The 17,803-nt window shown below is 59.9% G+C and carries 17 protein-coding genes; 6 read left to right on the top strand and 11 right to left on the bottom strand.

Features of this window, described 5'->3' with window-relative positions; genetic code table 11:
* Positions 1 to 68: 68 nt before the first annotated feature.
* From hepT to murJ, 4 genes are all read right to left on the bottom strand, one after another.
* Positions 69 to 332 carry a type VII toxin-antitoxin system HepT family RNase toxin gene (hepT, locus tag ACWUI2_RS12235; protein ID WP_486983130.1) on the bottom strand — a complete coding sequence of 88 codons (264 nt, stop codon included), beginning with the start codon at positions 330 to 332 and terminating at the stop codon, positions 69 to 71.
* A 155-nt stretch (positions 333 to 487) separates the two neighbouring features.
* Complete coding sequence (gene mntA / locus ACWUI2_RS12230) at positions 488 to 892, bottom strand: type VII toxin-antitoxin system MntA family adenylyltransferase antitoxin (RefSeq protein ID WP_486983129.1); 405 nt, start codon at positions 890 to 892, stop codon at positions 488 to 490.
* 70 nt (positions 893 to 962) lie between these two features.
* Positions 963 to 1,946: a bile acid:sodium symporter family protein gene (locus ACWUI2_RS12225; RefSeq protein WP_486983128.1), complete on the bottom strand. Its 984-nt coding sequence runs from the start codon at positions 1,944 to 1,946 to the stop codon at positions 963 to 965.
* Positions 1,947 to 1,951: 5 nt separating this feature from the next.
* Positions 1,952 to 3,547, bottom strand: a complete 1,596-nt coding sequence (gene murJ / locus ACWUI2_RS12220) for a murein biosynthesis integral membrane protein MurJ (protein WP_486983127.1) — start codon at positions 3,545 to 3,547, stop codon at positions 1,952 to 1,954.
* 74 nt (positions 3,548 to 3,621) lie between these two features.
* On the opposite strand from murJ, the gene ACWUI2_RS12215 reads away from it, so the two are divergent.
* From ACWUI2_RS12215 to ACWUI2_RS12200, 4 genes are all read left to right on the top strand, one after another.
* Positions 3,622 to 4,650, top strand: coding sequence for a phosphate acyltransferase (locus ACWUI2_RS12215; protein ID WP_486983126.1), 1,029 nt, complete (start codon positions 3,622 to 3,624; stop codon positions 4,648 to 4,650).
* A gap of 1 nt (position 4,651) precedes the next feature.
* The gene (locus tag ACWUI2_RS12210) at positions 4,652 to 5,815 is read left to right on the top strand and encodes a phosphotransacetylase family protein (protein WP_486983125.1); all 1,164 of its coding nucleotides are present in this window, start codon (positions 4,652 to 4,654) and stop codon (positions 5,813 to 5,815) included.
* A gap of 131 nt (positions 5,816 to 5,946) precedes the next feature.
* Entirely contained in the window at positions 5,947 to 7,269 is a 1,323-nt protein-coding gene (locus ACWUI2_RS12205; RefSeq protein ID WP_486983124.1) for an MEDS domain-containing protein, read from the top strand.
* Between the two features lie 365 nt (positions 7,270 to 7,634).
* Positions 7,635 to 8,438, top strand: coding sequence for a PEP-CTERM sorting domain-containing protein (locus ACWUI2_RS12200; RefSeq protein ID WP_486983123.1), 804 nt, complete (start codon positions 7,635 to 7,637; stop codon positions 8,436 to 8,438).
* A gap of 67 nt (positions 8,439 to 8,505) precedes the next feature.
* On the opposite strand, the gene gpmI is transcribed toward ACWUI2_RS12200, so the two are convergent.
* The 5 genes from gpmI to ACWUI2_RS12175 form a co-directional block, all read right to left on the bottom strand.
* Positions 8,506 to 10,080 carry a 2,3-bisphosphoglycerate-independent phosphoglycerate mutase gene (gene gpmI, locus ACWUI2_RS12195; RefSeq protein ID WP_486983122.1) on the bottom strand — a complete coding sequence of 525 codons (1,575 nt, stop codon included), beginning with the start codon at positions 10,078 to 10,080 and terminating at the stop codon, positions 8,506 to 8,508.
* Between the two features lie 6 nt (positions 10,081 to 10,086).
* The gene (locus ACWUI2_RS12190) at positions 10,087 to 11,082 is read right to left on the bottom strand and encodes a calcium/sodium antiporter (RefSeq protein ID WP_486983121.1); all 996 of its coding nucleotides are present in this window, start codon (positions 11,080 to 11,082) and stop codon (positions 10,087 to 10,089) included.
* 22 nt (positions 11,083 to 11,104) lie between these two features.
* Positions 11,105 to 12,244 (bottom strand): LptF/LptG family permease, encoded by a 1,140-nt coding sequence (locus tag ACWUI2_RS12185; protein ID WP_486983120.1) that lies wholly within the window; start codon positions 12,242 to 12,244, stop codon positions 11,105 to 11,107.
* Positions 12,245 to 12,332: 88 nt separating this feature from the next.
* Positions 12,333 to 12,977: a dienelactone hydrolase family protein gene (locus ACWUI2_RS12180; protein WP_486983119.1), complete on the bottom strand. Its 645-nt coding sequence runs from the start codon at positions 12,975 to 12,977 to the stop codon at positions 12,333 to 12,335.
* 87 nt (positions 12,978 to 13,064) lie between these two features.
* Entirely contained in the window at positions 13,065 to 13,721 is a 657-nt protein-coding gene (locus ACWUI2_RS12175) for a phosphoribosyltransferase (protein WP_486983118.1), read from the bottom strand.
* Between the two features lie 207 nt (positions 13,722 to 13,928).
* Between ACWUI2_RS12175 and ACWUI2_RS12170 the strand changes: the two genes are divergently transcribed.
* Entirely contained in the window at positions 13,929 to 14,357 is a 429-nt protein-coding gene (locus ACWUI2_RS12170) for a phage holin family protein (protein WP_486983117.1), read from the top strand.
* Positions 14,358 to 14,390: 33 nt separating this feature from the next.
* A complete protein-coding gene (lpdA, locus tag ACWUI2_RS12165; RefSeq protein WP_486983116.1) occupies positions 14,391 to 15,785 on the top strand; it encodes a dihydrolipoyl dehydrogenase in 1,395 nt (464 codons plus the stop codon).
* 92 nt (positions 15,786 to 15,877) lie between these two features.
* Here the strand turns inward: lpdA and ACWUI2_RS12160 are convergent, their stop codons facing one another.
* The gene (locus ACWUI2_RS12160; RefSeq protein ID WP_486983115.1) at positions 15,878 to 16,255 is read right to left on the bottom strand and encodes a hypothetical protein; all 378 of its coding nucleotides are present in this window, start codon (positions 16,253 to 16,255) and stop codon (positions 15,878 to 15,880) included.
* Positions 16,256 to 16,551: 296 nt separating this feature from the next.
* Positions 16,552 to 17,802 (bottom strand): DUF3592 domain-containing protein, encoded by a 1,251-nt coding sequence (locus ACWUI2_RS12155; protein WP_486983114.1) that lies wholly within the window; start codon positions 17,800 to 17,802, stop codon positions 16,552 to 16,554.
* Position 17,803 lies beyond the last annotated feature (1 nt).

Genomic DNA, 17,803 nt, shown 5'->3' with positions numbered 1-17,803 from the left:
TTGCGAACAAATTCCCCACCCCTTCCCCTCAACTTGGGTCCGGAAAGGAGCCAGGAATGAAGCAAAACTCACTCATTCTCCCGAAAAAGTCGGCTTTCCAATGCTTTTCCAAACGCAGCCAGGTCCTTGCCCCCGTCCACTGCGGCACGATGGACGATACTCCAATCGAGTTTACTATACGCATGAACGGAAAGATTCCGGAATCCAACCGCCCGACGAAGAGATTGTGCCAAATCGGTGTCAATGACTCGCAACTCCGCCAAGGCATCAAAAGCTTCCCCCATGGTTTGTGGCGGCGGATAGTTGGTTCGCGAGATAAAATGGGAAGCCATATCGACGCACAATTGAACCGCCCGCTCCAAAATTCACCGCCAAAATATCCTGCCGGTCGAAATCCCCTGCCAAAGTCCGTGCATCACCAGGACACTTTTCCCGAATCCGCTCCAAGCATCGGCCCAACGAGTCGAGTTTCGCTCGAAACAAATCATCATTTACTGAAAATTCGCGCATTTCGTGCCCTCACATTCACTCTCCAAGTCGGCGCAATGTCCGCTTCCCAACTCCAGGCCTTGCGCATGAGACGCGAGAGTAACGAGGGGTCATCCTTGACCAATACCCGTCCTCGCAAGATCTCACCCAGCAGCGGTCCGCTGGCATTCGACAGATCGACGAGATCGATGGGACGCCCCAATGCGGCGGCAAGTTCTCCAATCAAATGAAACCGGGTTTCGACACTCAGGGATTTATTCCCCGCAACTGCCAAATCAATATCGCTCGTTCCTCGCAAAGACCCCTGCGCAGCCGATCCGAAAAGTATAGCCAATTTAATTTCCGGGACTCGGGCGAGAACATCGCGGATGGATTCTCCGATGTGATTTGCCCCTATCTTCACCTTACGAAATAACCATAACCACCCGCTTAACGTCAAGATTCCCCCATCGCTATCAGCTGTTGGCTATCGTCTATGCGCGCGAAGCGCGCCCGCGCCCCGCCGCCAGAAAGCCGCCGACGAAGAGTTGGATGAAGTGGTAGAGCAGGATCGGGAGGAGGATCAGACTGAGCGCCGGGTTGTCGGCGAAGATGATGTTCCCCATCGGCACGCCGCAGGCCAAGGTCTTTTGGGTTCCGCAAAAGAAAAAACAGAGATAGTCCGGACGCTGAAAACCGAGCATTTTCCCGGCCAACCGGGCCGCCACCATCGCCGTCACGAAGACCACCCCGGCCGCGACTGCCCCCGCCACCAACATCTGCCAGGCGTATTCCAGCCAGACTCCCGCCGCCACCGAATCCGCCAATGCCGCGAAGATCACGAACAACAGGAGGAGACTGCTGAAGATTTCCAAGCCTTTCCGCTGCCCGGCGGAATATTCCCGCAAAAACGGTTTCAACGCCTGCCCCAACAGCAACGGCACCAGTACCAGAATCACGATCTGGCCCAGCATGCTGCCGAGCGGAACCCCGGCCGTCGCCTCCCGCTGCAGGATCCAAGCCATCCAGACCGGCACGATCAAGACCCCGAGACAGTTTGAAAGGGTGCAGTTGAACACCGCTCCTCCGGTGTTTCCGCCCGCCATCGTGGTGAAGAGAGCCGCCGTGGAAACCGTCGTCGGCAGGGCGGCCAGAAAGAGGAAGCCGAGCCGCAGGTTCGGATCGATGACCCAAATCCTCCCCACCGCCTCCACCACCACCAGCATCGCCACCGGAAACACCACGAAGATCATCAGATGCGTCGCCACATGGAGCCGCCAGTTGAGCGCCGCCCGCCCCAACTCCCGCAGCGGCAACAGCGTGCCGCGAATCAGAAAAAGCGCGAAGATCGCCAGCTTGGTCGTCCACTCCGTCCGCAAGGGTCCCCCGCTCGCCCCGATTTCAGGCAGCAAAATCCCCAGTCCGGCGACCACGAGGAGCCCGGCGAGAAACCAGTTTTTGGTGAACCACGATACCATCCGGGTTACCTAACCGAACCATCCCCGCCGGGTCCAGCCTCCGTTCCTCCGGTTTTCCGCAAAAACCGACGAACGAGCAACTTCGCCTCCGCCCGTCCTTCCACCCGCAGCGTCCAAATCAGGGCGAAATAGACCGCGATTCCGCCCGGGATCAACAGCCCGATCGCCGCCGCATCCCCGAGTTTCCCCCCTCCGGCCCAGGCCTGCAACACCGGACTCGTCCAGTGAATCACCGTTCCCATCGCCGCCGCCGCCGCCGCCATTTTGACCGCATCGGGCCAGATCGTCCGGATCCGCAACCCGTGACGCCGTCGCGCGAATTGCCATTGCAGGAGGTAGCTCTGGAAAACGATCGAGATCAGATTGGCCAGGGCCAGGCCGAGAATCCCCATCGGTTTCATCAACGCCAGACTGGCCGCGAGGTTGACCAGGAACGAGAGGCCGGCGATCTTGACCGGCGTCCCGGTGTTTTTCACCGAATGGAATCCGCGGGTGGCGAAGGTGGCGATCGAATAAAACGGCAGGGTCAACGCGAACACCGCCAGCACCGGCACCGTCACGGCCGTATCGTCCTCCCCGAACGCCCCCCACTGGAAAAAGAGTCCGAGAATCGGTTCGCTGAGGAGCGCGATCCCGGCGGCCGCCGGCAGGGTGATCAACAGAATCAGGCGCAATCCTTTCCGGTAAACTTCCCCGTATTCCTCCCAGGCCGACCGCACCGCGTGACGCGACAACAACGGGAAAATCACCGTCGCCACCGCAATGGTGAAAATGCCGAGGGGAAACTCCATCAAACGGTTCGCCAGGTAAAGCACCGCCACCCCCGCTTCGTCGACCCCGAAGGCCAGCGATCGCGACACCACGACGTTGACTTGGAAAATCGCCGTCCCGGCCAGCCCGGGCAGCATCAACAGGTAAACTTCCTTCAACCGCGGCGAGGTTTTCAGGTCGGGCTTCGGGCGCCAGCCTTCGCGCATCATCGCCCCGAAGGGAACCGCCATCTGCAAAAAACCGCCAACCAACACCCCGGCGCAAAGATACAACATCCGCCCTTCGTCGGTTTCCGCGAAAACCAAGCCGAATCCACCGAGCGCCACGATCATCGCCAGGTTCAACCAAACCGCCGACAACGCCGGAATCGCGAAGCGATCGAGCACGTTCAACGCCGCCGCCAACACCGCCGCCAAGCAGACGAAGATCAGATAAGGAAAGAGAAAAATCGCCAGGCCGGAACTGACATACCACCGCTCCGGCAAACCCGGGATCCACGGGATCGCCAGGAAGGCCGCGATCCCCGCCACCACCAGCACCGTCGTCACCACGAAAATCCACGAGAAGACTTTACTCAACAGGGCGAACGCCCCTTCCCGCCCCGACCGCTCGATTTCTTCGGTCAGGTTCGGCACCAAAGCCGCCGTCAGCGCCCCTTCCCCCAGCAGACGACGGAACAGATTCGGCAGGGTGAAGGCGAAGAGAAACGCGGAATTGATCGCCGAGGTCCCGAAGACCACGAAGGTCAAAACATCGCGCGCAAAACCGAGCAACCGTGACAAAACGGTGGCGATCGACACGATCCCGATACGTTCCAGACTCCTCGACACGCCCCCAGTTATGTTTCTTTATTTCCTTTTCTAAAAGGAGATTTTTCGTCAGTCTCGCCTGTTCCAAAAAGCTCATGGCACTTATCCAGAAATTAATTGAGAAAATGCAGCGCCATCCGAAACGGATCGTCTTTCCGGAAGGCGCGGACCCCCGAATCCTCCAAGCGGCCCGGCAATTCACCACCCGGCGGATGGGCGTGCCGGTCCTCGTCGGCGACCGAACCCGCATCAAGGAGACCGCCGCCCGCCTCGATATCAGTCTCGACGGTATCCGGATTGTGGAGCCGGAGCGGAGCGACGACTTCGACGACTTCGTCCAGCGGTTCGAAAACCTCCGCCGCTACAAGGGAATCCAAGCTAAGGAGGCCCGGGAGGCGATGAAGAATCCCAACTACTTCGCCATCATGATGCTCGCCACCAGCCAGGTCGACGCGATCGTCTCCGGCGCCACCGCCACCGCCTCCAGCGCCCTCCGGCCGTTGTTCCAAATCATCCCCCGGCAGGATGGCGTCCAAACCGCCTCTTCGATGTTGATCCTCGACCTCGACGACCCGAAATTCGGCCTCGATGGCAGCTTGTTCCTTGCCGACTGCGGGGTCATCCCCGAACCGACGACCGAACAACTGGCCGACATCGCCGTCACCACCGCTCGTCTCGCCCATCACTTGACCAACGGCCATCCGCGAGTCGCCATGCTCAGCTATTCCACCAAGAGCACCACCCGCCGCCATCCGTCGATCCTCAAGATGCAGGCCGCCGCCGAGGCCGCCCGCGAGAAGGCCAAGACCCTCGACATCGCGATGGAGATCGACGGGGAAATGCAGGTCGACGCCGCTCTCGATCCGACCGTCGCCCAGACCAAAGCGGTCGAAGGCAGCGTGGCCGGACAGGCCAACGTCCTGGTGTTCCCAGATCTCAACAGCGGCAATATTTCCGCCAAAATGGTCCAGATGCTCGCCGGTGCCAACACCTTCGGACCGATCATCACCGGCCTCAAAAAACCGGCCGCCGAAATCAGCCGCGGCGCCAGCGCCCACGACATCTTCGGCACCGCCACCATCGTCGGCTGCCAGGCCATCGACCATCGCCTCCTCTACGGTTGACATGATTCCTCCGACTTCCTCCGGCGAAGGCGCCGCCCGCCGCAAATTACAGAAAAGTCCGGTCAACACCGAAACCCGGCGCGTCTTCATCGCAGCCACCCGCCAGAACGACGGCAAGACCACCACCTGCCTCGGTCTCTACGCCGCCCTCCAAAGTCTGTATCCAAGAATCGGATTCATCAAACCGGTCGGCCAACGTTTCGTCGAGGTCAAGGGGCATCACATTGACGAGGACTCCTACCTCCTCGACGCGATTTACAACGTCCGGGTGCCGCTGGAGGAGATGAGCCCGATCGCCGTCGACTCCACGTTCACCCGCCGCTACCTCACCGATCCCGGGGCGATGCACGACGAACTGGTCCACAAGATCTGCCAGGCGTTCGACCGGGTTTCCTGGGAAAAAGACATCACCATTATCGAGGGAACCGGTCACGCCGGAGTCGGCGCGGTCTTCGATCTTTCCAACTCCCGGGTCGCCAAACTGCTGAACGCCAAAGCGGTCATCGTCGCCCAAGGCGGCATCGGTCGTCCAGTCGACGAGATCGCCTTGAACAAGGCCCTCTTCGACCAACAGGGAGTCGAGGTCATCGGAGCGATTCTCAACAAGGTCCAGGCCGACAAAATCGATCTCGTCACCGAATACGCCGGACGCGGCCTCGAACGCCTCGGCATTCCCCTGCTCGGGGTCCTGCCGATTCAAAAAATGCTCGGAGCCCCCAACCTCGCCCAAGTGGTCGAAGAGGTCGACGGACGCTGGATCAACGGCAAGGCCCAAGGCCTCCACGAACGTATCCACCGTTTCGTGATCGGAGCCATGACCGCCCGAGGGATGATCGATTACCTCCAGCCCGGCATCCTGATCATCACTCCCGGCGACCGCGACGACGTGATCCTCTCCGCCATCGCCACCGCCGGCATCTCCGGAAAGAAAGTGATCTCGGGCATCATCCTGACCCGAGACATCATGCCTCATCCGAAAATCATGGAGCTTCTGGCCCAGACCAATATACCGGTCATCGCCGCCGCGCAGGACAGCTACATGATCGCCTCCAAAATCAACCGGATGACGATCAAGACCCAACCGGAGGACTCCGATAAAATCCCTGTCATTAAAAAGATGATACTCGACCACGTGAACATCGACATGATGGTCAAGTCGCTCTGAAGCCCGGCGGCTCGGCGCTTTTTTCAACTATTTCGGCTATTTCGGATCGGGACTTGCTATTTCCCCCGATTGGTCCACCCTCCCTTCACGTCGAGAGTTCCCGCACCGGGCTTCCGGCCGAAGCATCCGCCATGGGAAATGATCTGACCGAACGCATCCTCAAAGTGTTGCAAAACATGCGACACGGCACCCATCTCTGCCATTTTTACCAGACGCCGCAGGACATGCTCGACGTCTTGGTCCCGTATCTGACCGCCGGGTTGGCGCGCAACGAGAAATGCCTCTGGATCGTCGATGGAATCCTAACGGTCGCTCAGGCCGAACAGGCGATGGCCGACGCGGTTCCGGACTGGAAGGAGCGTTCGGAGTCCGGGCAGATCGAAATCGTCGAACACACCGACTGGTACGTGAAAAACGGTTGTTTCGACAGGGCCCGCGTCATCCAACAATTCGTCGACCACGAAGCGACGGCACTGGAGGCGGGTTTCACCGGCTTGCGGGTGACGGGCAACACCGTCTGGGCACAGGATGGCATGTGGTCGGACCTCCTCGAATACGAACGCCATATCGATCAAACCCTCCGCCACCACCGCATATCGGCGGTTTGCACCTACCCCCTGGCGATCTGTTCCGCGGCGGACGTGGTCGACGTCGCCAAAGCCCATGAATTGGTGTTGATCCGCCGCGACGGCGTCTGGGACATCATCGAGAGCGCCACCCTCCGCCACATGCGGCAGGAACTTCGGGAAAACCACGAACGCCTCAAATCATTGACCCATCAAATGGTCCATTTGGAGCAGAAGGAGCGTCGCCGGGTTTCCCAAGCCCTCCACGACGGACTTCAGCAAACCATCGTCGGCACCCAACTGAATTTGGCCCGAGTCAAAGACAGTGCCGGATTCGCCCGGGACGAAGTCATCGACCGAATCGCGGAGTTGCTCGACGAGGCCTTGACCGCCTGCCGCACCCTGACCACCGAAATAAGTCCGCCGATCCTGCACGATCGCGGCCTCCTCCCGGCGCTCCAGTGGCTGAGATCCTGGTTCCAACAGCAGCACGCTCTAACGGTTCACATCCACCTGCCGCCCCATGAACCGCACCTCGGCATCAACGAGCGAGTGACTCTTTTCGAAGTCTGCCGGGAAATGCTTTTCAACGTGGCAAAGCACGCCCACGTCCCCGAAGCCGTCGTCCATCTCCAGAATGTCGCGGGCAACGTCGAACTCTCGGTGCAAGACCAAGGGAACGGATTCGATCCGACCCAATTGGAAAACGAAGCCGTCGGCGACCGCTTCGGATTGTTAAGCATCCGCGAACGACTCGAACTGCTGGGCGGAACCTTGGCCATTAACTCGACCCCCGGTCAAGGCGCCACCCTCACCGCCCAAATCCCCCACCTCGCTCCCATCCCCTCGGACGCACCCGCCTCCCCGGCTCCCGCCCACGCCTCGTAGCCGGAGCTTCGCGCTTCAGCCGAAGACCCCGCTCCTTCATCCGGCGAAAGCCGGATGCTACCGTAGCATCGAGTTTTCACTCGATGAAACAGAGCATAGGCCGGAGCTTCGCTCCTTCATCCGGCGAAAGCCGGATGCTACTGTAGCATCGAGTTTTCACTCGATGAAACAAGAGCATAAGCCGGAGCTTCGCGCTGCAGCCGAAGCCCCCGCTCCCTCATCCGGCGAAAGCCGGATGCTACCGTAGCATCGAGTTTTCACTCGATGAAACAGAGCATAAGCCGGAGCTTCGTGCTTCAGCCGAAGACCCCGCTCCTTCATCCGGCGAAAGCCGGATGCTACCCGTAGCATCGAATTTTCATTCGATGAAACAGAGCATCAGCCGGAGCTTCGTGCTTCAGCCGAAGACCCGTCGGCCACAGCGAGCGACAGCAAACGTCCCCACCCTCATTTTTGTATTGCAGAAGACAATACTTTCAGACGTGGTGAACAGCTTCATTCATATTTCACTTATGGAATTACTTAAGAAAACTGGATTGGTTGCAGCTTTCGTTTCACTTTGGGCCGCTCAAGCAGGGGCCCAATTTGCCATTCCCGGAACCGGGACCGGAGCAATACCCGACAACGACCATGCCGGACTGGTGATTTCATTCGCCGTCCCCGAATTGAACGCCCCTATCCAATCCGTATCGGTTTCAGTCACCCTGGAACACCCACGGGCTGGCGATATCTCACTGGCAATCAATCCTCCCGGGGCGCAGATGCCCGGCCAACCTTTCCTGGTTCAAGTCGGTTCCTCAGAATGGGACACTGTGGGTTCGACAGCGACCTTCAACGGCACCTATGTTTTCGCGGTCGGGGGCGCCGACATCTGGACGGCGGCGGCGGCAACGTCTTCAGGTTCACCCATTTCTCCTGGAACTTACCAGCCCAGTGGCTTCAGCGGAACAGCGGTTACTTTTGATGCCTTCTCGGGTCTCCACGAGACAGCCGAAGGCATCTGGACCTTGCAGGTGAGGGACGTAAATGCCGGTTTCACGGGCAGCGTATCGGCCGCCAGCCTGCACATCACCACCGTTGTGCCGGAACCAAGCACCTACGCCTTGATCGTCGGCATCGGCTTCCTCGGATTCGCACTTTTCCACCGACGCCGCACCCTGCGAAGCTGAACGACCCGATCATCGATTATCACCGCACGCCCGCACGCCCCCCGGGCATGCGGGCGTTCCAACTAAACTACTTCTCAATCAAGCTCTCGCCGGTCATTTCGGCTGGTTTCGGCAGGTCCATCAACTCCAGGATCGTAGGAGCAATGTCGGCCAAACGACCTCCGGAACGGAGTTTCAATCCTTCGCAACCTTCCCCCGCGACGAAGAGTTCCACCGGATTCAACGTGTGGGAGGTGTGCGGTCCGTCGATCGCCGGATCCCATAACTGGTCCGCGTTCCCATGGTCGGCCGTCACCACCGCTTTGCCACCGGTTTCCTTCACCGCCGCCAACACCTCCGCCACGGCGGCGTCCACCGTTTCCACCGCTTGCACTGTCGCTTCCAACGAACCGGTGTGCCCGACCATATCGGGGTTGGCGAAATTCACCACCACCAGTCCATAACGTTTCGACCGGATCGCCTCGCAGGTTTTCGCGGTGACTTCCGCCGCCGACATTTCCGGCTGCCGGTCGTAGGTCGGCACTTTCGGACTCGGCGCCATCGCCCGGTCTTCCAACGGAAATGGCTCTTCGCGGTAGTCGTTGAAGAAAAACGTCACGTGCGGATACTTCTCCGTTTCGGCGCACCGGAACTGCGGAATCCCCCGGTCACTGACGTAACTTCCGAGAATGTTCTTCATCTTCTCGGGCTTCTTGAACAAGACCTCAACCGGCAACCCGGCTTCATAGGCGGTCATCGTGACGAAGAATAGGTCGAGTTTGTTTCCGCGGTCGAATCCTTGGAAACCGGTTTCCACGAACGCCTTCGACAACTCCCGCGGACGGTCCCCCCGGTAGTTGTAAAACAATACACTGTCCCCGTCGCGGATGACTCCGACCGGATTCCCCTCCGGATCGACGATCTGGGTCGGCACCACGAACTCGTCCCCTTTGCGCGAGGAATCGAGCGGATTCCGGTAATATTCCTCGACCGCTTCCCCGGCGCTTTTCGCGGTCTTCTCCACCGAGCGCCCGGTCAGGCAGTTGTAAGCCTTCTCCACCCGCTCCCAGCGGTTGTCCCGGTCCATCGCCCAGAATCGTCCGCTCACGGTGGCGATCCGGCCGACGCCGATCTCCCGGCATTTCGCCTCTACCTGGCGAATGAACTCGATTCCGCTCGACGGACTGGTGTCGCGTCCGTCGGTGAAGGCATGGATGCAAACGTCGGCGACGTTCTCTTCCTTCAAAATTTCCAGCAAGCCATACAGATGGTCGAGCATCCCGTGTACCCCGGCATCGGATACGATTCCCATCAGATGAAAGCGGCTCTTGTTCTTTCTCACCCGCTCCACCGCCGCGGCGAACACCGGGTTCGACTTCACCTGACGTTGCTTCAACGCCTTGTTGATCCGGACCAACTCCTGGTCCACGATGCGGCCGGCCCCGATGTTCTGATGACCGACTTCGCTGTTGCCCATGATTCCGTCCGGCAGACCGACGTCCTCCCCCGAGGCGGCGAGCTCCGTCACCGGATACTTCGCGCGCAACGCGTCGTCGCACGGCGTACGGGCGATTTTCACCGCGTTGAATTTGTCGTGGCCCGACTCGTGGTTCGCGCCCCATCCGTCACGGATGATCAAGACTACTGGTTTATGGTCTGACATAAAATTTTAAAATCTCCCGGCTTGAAACAGACTGGTGAGAATGACGAACCCGCCATACAAAATCAAGAGCAGCGCCCCTTCCTTCCGGCTGACGATTCTTCCGGTAAAAATCAACGGCCAAAGCAACAACGCAAAGAGCAACATCACCGGAAACTCCAGCTGGAACAAATTTCGGTCGACTTCCAACGGACTGATCAGCGCCACCGATCCGCTGACCAAAATCAGATTGAACAGATTCGATCCGACCACGTTTCCCACGCAGAGGTCGGCGTGCCTCCGGATCGCCGCCATAACCGATGTCGCCAATTCCGGCAAACTCGTCCCGACCGCCACCACCGTCAACCCGATCAACGCCTCGCTCACGCCGAACCGTCCGGCCAACTCCACCGAACTTTGCACCAACAACCAGCCCGATCCGCCCAGCGCCGCCGTTCCCAACAAAACCCAAAACAGACTCCCCCCCAACGATGTTTTCCGCAAATCGTCCGCCAGTTCTTCCTCGAATTCGTCTTCCCCTTCCTCCCGCTGCCGCGCCGCCCGCACCAGAAACCAGAGATACCCCACCAAACAGGCGACCAGGATCAAGCCGTCGATTCGTCCCAGCGAGGTCCATGATAAAAATGCGAACAAGAACGAGACGGCGATCAGGATCGGAACGTCGATCCGGATCAGCCGCATGCGGATCGCGATTGGACAGATCAGCGCCGAGATCCCGAGGATCAAACCGATGTTCGCGATGTTGCTCCCGACGATGTTGCCGACCGACAGATCGTAGCTTCCCCGCAGCGATCCGAGCAGCGAGATGAAAAACTCCGGCATCGAGGTCGCCGCCGACACCACCGTCAACCCGATCACCACCGGGCGCACGTTCAACGCCGCCGCCAACCGCACCGCCCCCCGGCAAATCCAATCGCCTCCGGCCGTCAACCCGGCCACCCCGACCGCGAAGACCACCAACAATACCACCAACGGAAGCGACGCGACAAAGTCCCCGAGATTCATACCGGCCTTTCCTCCGTCGAACTCATCTCCGCTCGGTCCGCACGAACAACCAGATCCCGAGCGCCTGGAACGCGAGATTCGGTATCCACAACATCAGGTCGGGACGCAGATGCGGCATTCGTTCAAACCAGGCAATGATGACCATCAACAGATAAAACGTGAGCGCGAGGATCAAAGCGACGAACAAATTCGCCGACGTTTCTTTACGTTGGATCGTGATCCCCAACGGAATCGCCAACATCGCCAACGACAGGATCGCATAAGCCATCGCGAACCGCTCGTGAATCGACATCCGAATCCGGAGCAACGCCAGCCGATGTTCCTCCGTCGGCCCCTCCTCCATCTCGGCCAACACCCGCTGCCGCTCCCGCATCACTTCATTGAAGGTCATGCGGGAGAGTTTCTTCGTCTCGGTTCGCCCTCCGAGAATCTGCTCGAGCGGCAAACGGATGCTGGTCCGCTCGAACTCCAACGGAGGCCGCCCCGCCCGCACTTCCTCCGGATCCCGTTCACTGCGCGCTTCCGAATACCCGTAATCGAGCGACAACAACAACGATTCGGTCCCGGGATCATAATCGAGGTTCGCCTGCTCCGCCTGGATGAATTTCAGCACCCTCCGCTGATCGTCCAATTCCCAAACCCAAACGTCCCGCAGACTCCGGTCCCGCTTTTCCCCGACATACAACACGTATCCCGGAAAATGGTTCACGAAGGTCCGCTCCACGATGAAGCTCAATGGATTGACCCGGATCGCCTGCGCCAGATCCTCCCGGTATTGGGTGCGGGCCTGCGGCGCGTAATGGAAGTTCACCAACACCGCGAAAACCAGTCCGACCAGCGACAAAAAGAAGATCGGCGAAGCGATTTGAAACAAACTCAACCCGGCCGACCGCATCGCGGTGATTTCCCGTTGGGCCGACAACCTCCCCAAAACCAGCAACACCCCCGTCAACATCCCGAGCGGCAACGCGTAAGCCACCACATACGGGATCAACAGCGACACCAGCCGCAACACCAGCCCCAGCCCGAGTTGGCCGTCCGCCACCAAACCGACCACATCCCGCAACACGTTTCCGATCAGCAGCACAAACGCGAACAGGCCAACCGCCATCAGGCTGGCCCCGCAAATGCTTTTGAACAGATACCGGTGGAGAAGATTCATCGGAAAAGGGAGGAGATTGACCGAATATTATCGCCGGAGAAAGCACGAATTCCAGCTTCCCGCCCGCTTTCCTCCTGAATCCGCTCCGTTATCCCAAATGCCGTGCGAACCACGAGGCCGCCAACCGGGCCACTTCCTCCAACGTCCCTTCCTCTTCGAACAAATGCCCCGCCCCCGGCACCACCTTCAATTCCTTTTCGCAGGTCAACTCCTCCAGCGCCCGCTCGTTCAACTTCAACACCTCCGTATCACGCCCACCGACCACGAACAGCGTCGGCGCACTCACCGCCGGCAACGCCGCCCCGGCCAGATCCGGGCGTCCCCCGCGCGAGACCACCGCCCCGCACCGGTCCCGCAGATCGGCCGCCGCCACCAAGGCCGCCCCGCCCCCGGTGCTCGATCCGAAAAACCCTGGAGGCAGCTCCCGCAATTCCGGCTGCCGACCACACCAGTCGACCACCTCCCGCAGTCGACCGGCCAGAAAACCGATATTGAACCGCAGATGCCGCGTCTCCGCCTCCGACGCCTCCTCCTCCCGGGTCAACAGATCGAACAGCAACGTCCCGACGTTCCCTTCCCGGATCACCTCCGCGACAAACCGGTTCCGCGGACTCCTCCGGCTGCTCCCGCTCCCATGCGCGAACACCACCAGTCCCTTCGCCCTCTCCGGCAAAACCAAATCCCCCTCCAAAGCGACATTCCCCACCGGGATCTTCACCTGCTTCTCCGCCATTTTCCCCATCATGAACCTCCCCCCAATCGCCTATCACCTATTGTCTATCGCCTATCGTCTATGCTCCTTCGCCTCCCGGCGAAGAAGCTACGCCGCCCGCCGGTTCCGCCCTTTCTCCAAACATTCCTCCACTTCCCGGTCGGATGTCTGGGAGAAATCCTCATACCATTGTCCGACCGCCAAAAAGTCGTCCGGGGCGATCACCGAGACCACTTCGTTCGACTTCCGTTGCAACACCGGGATCGTCGCCGCCGCGATCGTCGGAACCGCGATCACCACCTCCGCCGCCTGTTTCGCCTGCAACGCTTCGACCGCCGCCATCACCGTCGACCCGGTGGCGACTCCGTCGTCGACCAAGATCACCGTCTTCCCCTTCACCTCGGCAGGCTCCCGTCCTTTCCGGTAAGCCTGGTCCCGCCGTTTCAATTCCCGGATCTCGCGTGCGACCACTTCCTCGATCGCTTCCTCCGGCAATCGCAATTGGGAGACCAGGCGCGCGTTCAGCACCCGAACCCCGCCGCTGGCGATCGCTCCCATCGCCAATTCCTCGTGATCCGGCACCCCGAGTTTCCGCACCAGGAAAACGTCGAGCGGCAGCCTCAACCGGTTCGCCACCTCGAACGCCACCGGCACCCCGCCCCGCGGCAGGCCCAATACGATCGCATTCCTCTTCCCCGCGTGATGCAAAAGCCGCTCCGCCAAAAGCTCCCCGGCCTCCACCCGATCCCTGAACATCAATCTCATTCCATTTCCTTCCTCGCAAAAAATTCCTGGAAAACGCATCCCCCGCTTTCCCCATCCCGTAACATAAACAAAGATCGCCCCCCCGCCAACCCACACCCAAAATCACTCCGCCTTTCCATCGTCTATCGTCTATCAGCTATCGTTTATGCGCACGTAGTGCGCGGTTTCATCCTTCCGCTTCCGCCCACCGGTGCTATAGTGCTCCCTATGAGACATCCGATCTCCCGACTGATCCAAACGTGGCTCCTGCTCGCCCTCGGCGTGCTGGTCAGCGCCCACATCGTGCCCGGAATCCATTACGCCAACGCCCCGACCTTGATCGTCGTCGTCCTCCTCCTGAGTCTCTTGAACGCCGTCCTCAAGCCGATCCTCCTCCTTTTCACCCTCCCGTTTATTGTTTTGACGATGGGAATCGGGATTCTTTTTATTAACGCCTTACTTTTCCTCCTGGTGGGGAGACTGGTGGATGGGTTCCACGTGGCCGGTTTCGGATCGGCTTTCGCCGGCGGCCTGATCATCAGCATCACGACTTTTTTGCTAAACGCCGTTCTTTTCAGCGCTCCGCCGAGCCAACCGACTGAAGGCGGCCCGCGCAAACGGGTGCCGCCGAAGGACGACGACGTAATTGACATTTAAACCCGGGCCTTTCGCCCACCAACCAACCAGTAGATGCCTGATAACGAAACGTACGATCTTGTAGTCATCGGCGGGGGTCCCGCCGGATACGCAGCCGCCATCCGCGCCGGTCAACTCGGCAAAAAAGTGGCCTGCATCGAGGTGGAGCGCGCCGGAGGCACCTGCCTCAATTGGGGCTGCATCCCGAGCAAGGCCCTCCTCAAGAGCGCCGAGCTCTACCTCAAGATCCAAAAGGCCGCCGACTACGGCCTTTCCTGCGACAAAATCGACTACGATTTCCCGAAGATCGTCGCCCGCTCCCGCGGAGTCGCCGACCAGATGGCCAAGGGAATCGAATTCCTGTTCCGCAAAAACAAGGTCGAATACATCGTCGGCCGCGGTCAGGTCAACGTGCCCGGCATGGTTGAGGTCACCGAGGGCAAAGAGAAGGGCCGCTTCCTCAAGACCCGCAACATCCTCCTCGCCACCGGTTGCCACGCCCGCCGCCTCCCCGGACTCCCGGTCGACGGCGAACGGGTCATGACCTCCCGCGAGGCGCTCGCCATCCAAAAACAACCGAAGTCGATCATCATCATCGGCGCCGGCGCGATCGGCGTCGAGTTCGCCTACTTCTTCAACGCTTTCGGCACCAAAGTGACCTTGGTCGAAATGCTCCCCCAACTCCTCCCGGTCGAAGACCAGGAGTGCGCCCGTCTCCTCGAACGTAGTTTCAAAAAACAGGGGATCACTTCCCACACCTCCACCCGCGTCGAAAACATCCAGGTCGAAAAGAAGAAAGTCCGTTGCGATCTGGTCAAAGGCGACAAAACCGAATCGATCGAAGCCGATTCCCTCCTGCTCGCGATCGGGGTCACCCCGAATCTCGACGGGGCCGTTTCCCCCCGGGTGAAACTCGAACTCGACCGCGGCTACCTCAAGGTCGACGACCGCTACCAGACCAGCACCCCGGGCATCTACGCCGCCGGCGACATCATCGGACCGCCCTGGCTCGCCCACACCGCCACTTTCGAGGCGATCCAAGCGGTCAACGGCATCTTCGGCCACAGCAAACCGCGCCGCGTCACCCAATTCCCCGGCTGCACCTACTGCCAACCGCAGGTGGCCAGCCAAGGGCTCACCGAACAGGCCGCCAAGGAAAAGGGGATCAAATACACCGTCGGCAAATTCCCGTTCACCGCCTCCGGCAAGGCGGTCGCCGCCAACGAATCGGAAGGTTTCGTCAAAGTCCTCGCCGGCGAGGACGGCGAGATCATCGGCGCCCACATCATCGGTTCCGAAGCCACCGAATTGATCGCCGAATACGGCTTGGCGATGTCCCTGGAAGTCACCATCGACGAAATCCACGGCACCATCCACGCCCACCCGACCCTCGCCGAAGCCCTCGGCGAAGCCGCCGCCGCCGTCCACGACGAAGCGATCCACATTTAGCGCGCTGGGGGCGCGCTGCGCGCGCATAGACGATAGCCGATAGACGATAGACGATAGAAAGTCCCAATTGTCTATCGGCTATTGTCTATTGTCTACTCCCCCAGAGGGAGCAGACGACAGACTTGCCGCCCCGGGGCGATCACCAGGTCGACGAATGTGTGGTCCTTTCCCGGATGGCCGACCGCCTCCAGACGCCAATGGATCTCCAAGTTCTCGCTCCGCACCGAATGCGGAGCCCGGGGCAACCGAATCTCGAAAAAACGTTCCCCTTCCGTCCCGAGATCTTTCCACTCCAAGGTTTCGACCACCGAACTATCCCGGTCTCCCCGCCCGCTCGTATACCAAAACAACATCAACTCGATCTTGGAAAACGGCTTCGCCCGCTTCCAGACCAACGTCCCCAACAACTCCTGCCTCGGTTCGTAAACCGGCGGCTCCTCAGGCAACACAATCGATATCGGCTCGTTCATTCTCCAGTTTCCCCCTTGGGTTTCGATTCATCTACAGTCCGCAACGTGATAGCCGCGACGTAGCGTAAGCGAAGATGACGAAGCAAAAAGCACAAAAGGCACAAAACAAGGAAGCAAGATCACAGCTCTCTTTTTTGAGTATTTTGCGCCTTTTCGCGGCGATTAACTGTGGCATGCCTCAACCCAAGGGCGTGCTTCAGTAAGTCCTTCATTCGTGTCTATTCGTGTTCATGCTACGCCAACTTCACTTCGTTGCTTCGTGGCTATACATCCGTGTTTAAATGCCGAATCCAGCATCACCGGTGATTGACGGTTTCCCCTGTTTCCCCGACTTCCGGTCCCACCAGCGGCACCACATACAGCGGAAACTCTTCCTTCAAATTCGGCAGCAACCGCACTTTCCCGTCCAACCGCAGTTGATAACGAATCCGATTGCTCGGCGCTTCAAATGAGGGGGGCAACCCTTCTGTCGGCAAAGCGATTTGCGCCGTCCCCCGGACGATCTCGCCGCGATGCGTCGCGATCACCAACTCGCGCAGTAAAAACGTTTTCTTATCGGTCACCCGCCTCGAGTTCTTCCCGCTTCCTTGGGTATAGTCTCCTTCAGTCCGGCCCTCCAGCGCCAACCGAAACTCCCGCACCCGGCCCGCCCCCCGTGAAAATCGCCACGAAACTTCCCAGGTTCCGCCCGGTTTCAAAATCGCCGTCGAGGCCGACACTTCCACTTTCGGACCGAACAACGCCCCAAGCAGGGAATAGAGAAAAGCGAGGGCGATCACCAAACCGATCAATGCGAAGATCGATAGGAAAACAATCGGAAACATCTCGTGTCTTCCGTCCCGCCGCCCTTCCGCCAACAACAGGCCGAGCAGCGTCCAAGTGACCCCATTCCAAAACAGGCCGAAAATCAGGAGACCGACCAACTTCCCCGCCGTCCCCTGTCTCTGCTCCAATCGCACCGGATCGCCTCCGCCACGTTCCACCGGATACGCGGGCAGGCCGAGCAACGATCCTTCCCGCCAGCCTTCCCCGGCCAGCGAATCCCCCGAGCGAACCAGTCCTTTCGACCGCCGCTTCGACCGCAATCCGGCCACGACAATCACCAGACCAACCACCACGAATATCAAGGGCAGAAAAGTCATTGCAACCCAGAGCCCGAGACTTCGGTCCAACACCGCTTCCGTCGGATCGGCCGGGTTGACCCAACCATTGTGCCGAGTGCCCGGCGCATACTCCCGCACCACTTCCCTCGCCCACCCCCGGCTCGATGAAACCGTCATGAATCGCCACGAATCGCTCCGGTAGGTTTCCCCTTCCCACCTATAGGTAAACACGATTTCCGGCCGGTAATTGGTTCCATCCGAGGTCCGGACTGTCTCGACCCGGCTCTCCACGATCACCATCGGGGTTTCAACCCACCCCCGCGCATCGATCATCCGCATCCAGGTTTCCACCGAAAAAAACCAGGTAAACACGAGCCCGACCACAATGAACACCAACCCAAACAGGGACAACCCCAGGCCGCCCGCCGATCTCCGCCCGTTCACT

The sequence above is a fragment of the Verruconatronum alginivorum genome (assembly GCF_056590205.1).
Note: the sequence above shows the minus strand (reverse complement) of the source record. Positions and strands in the feature narration are given on the sequence as shown.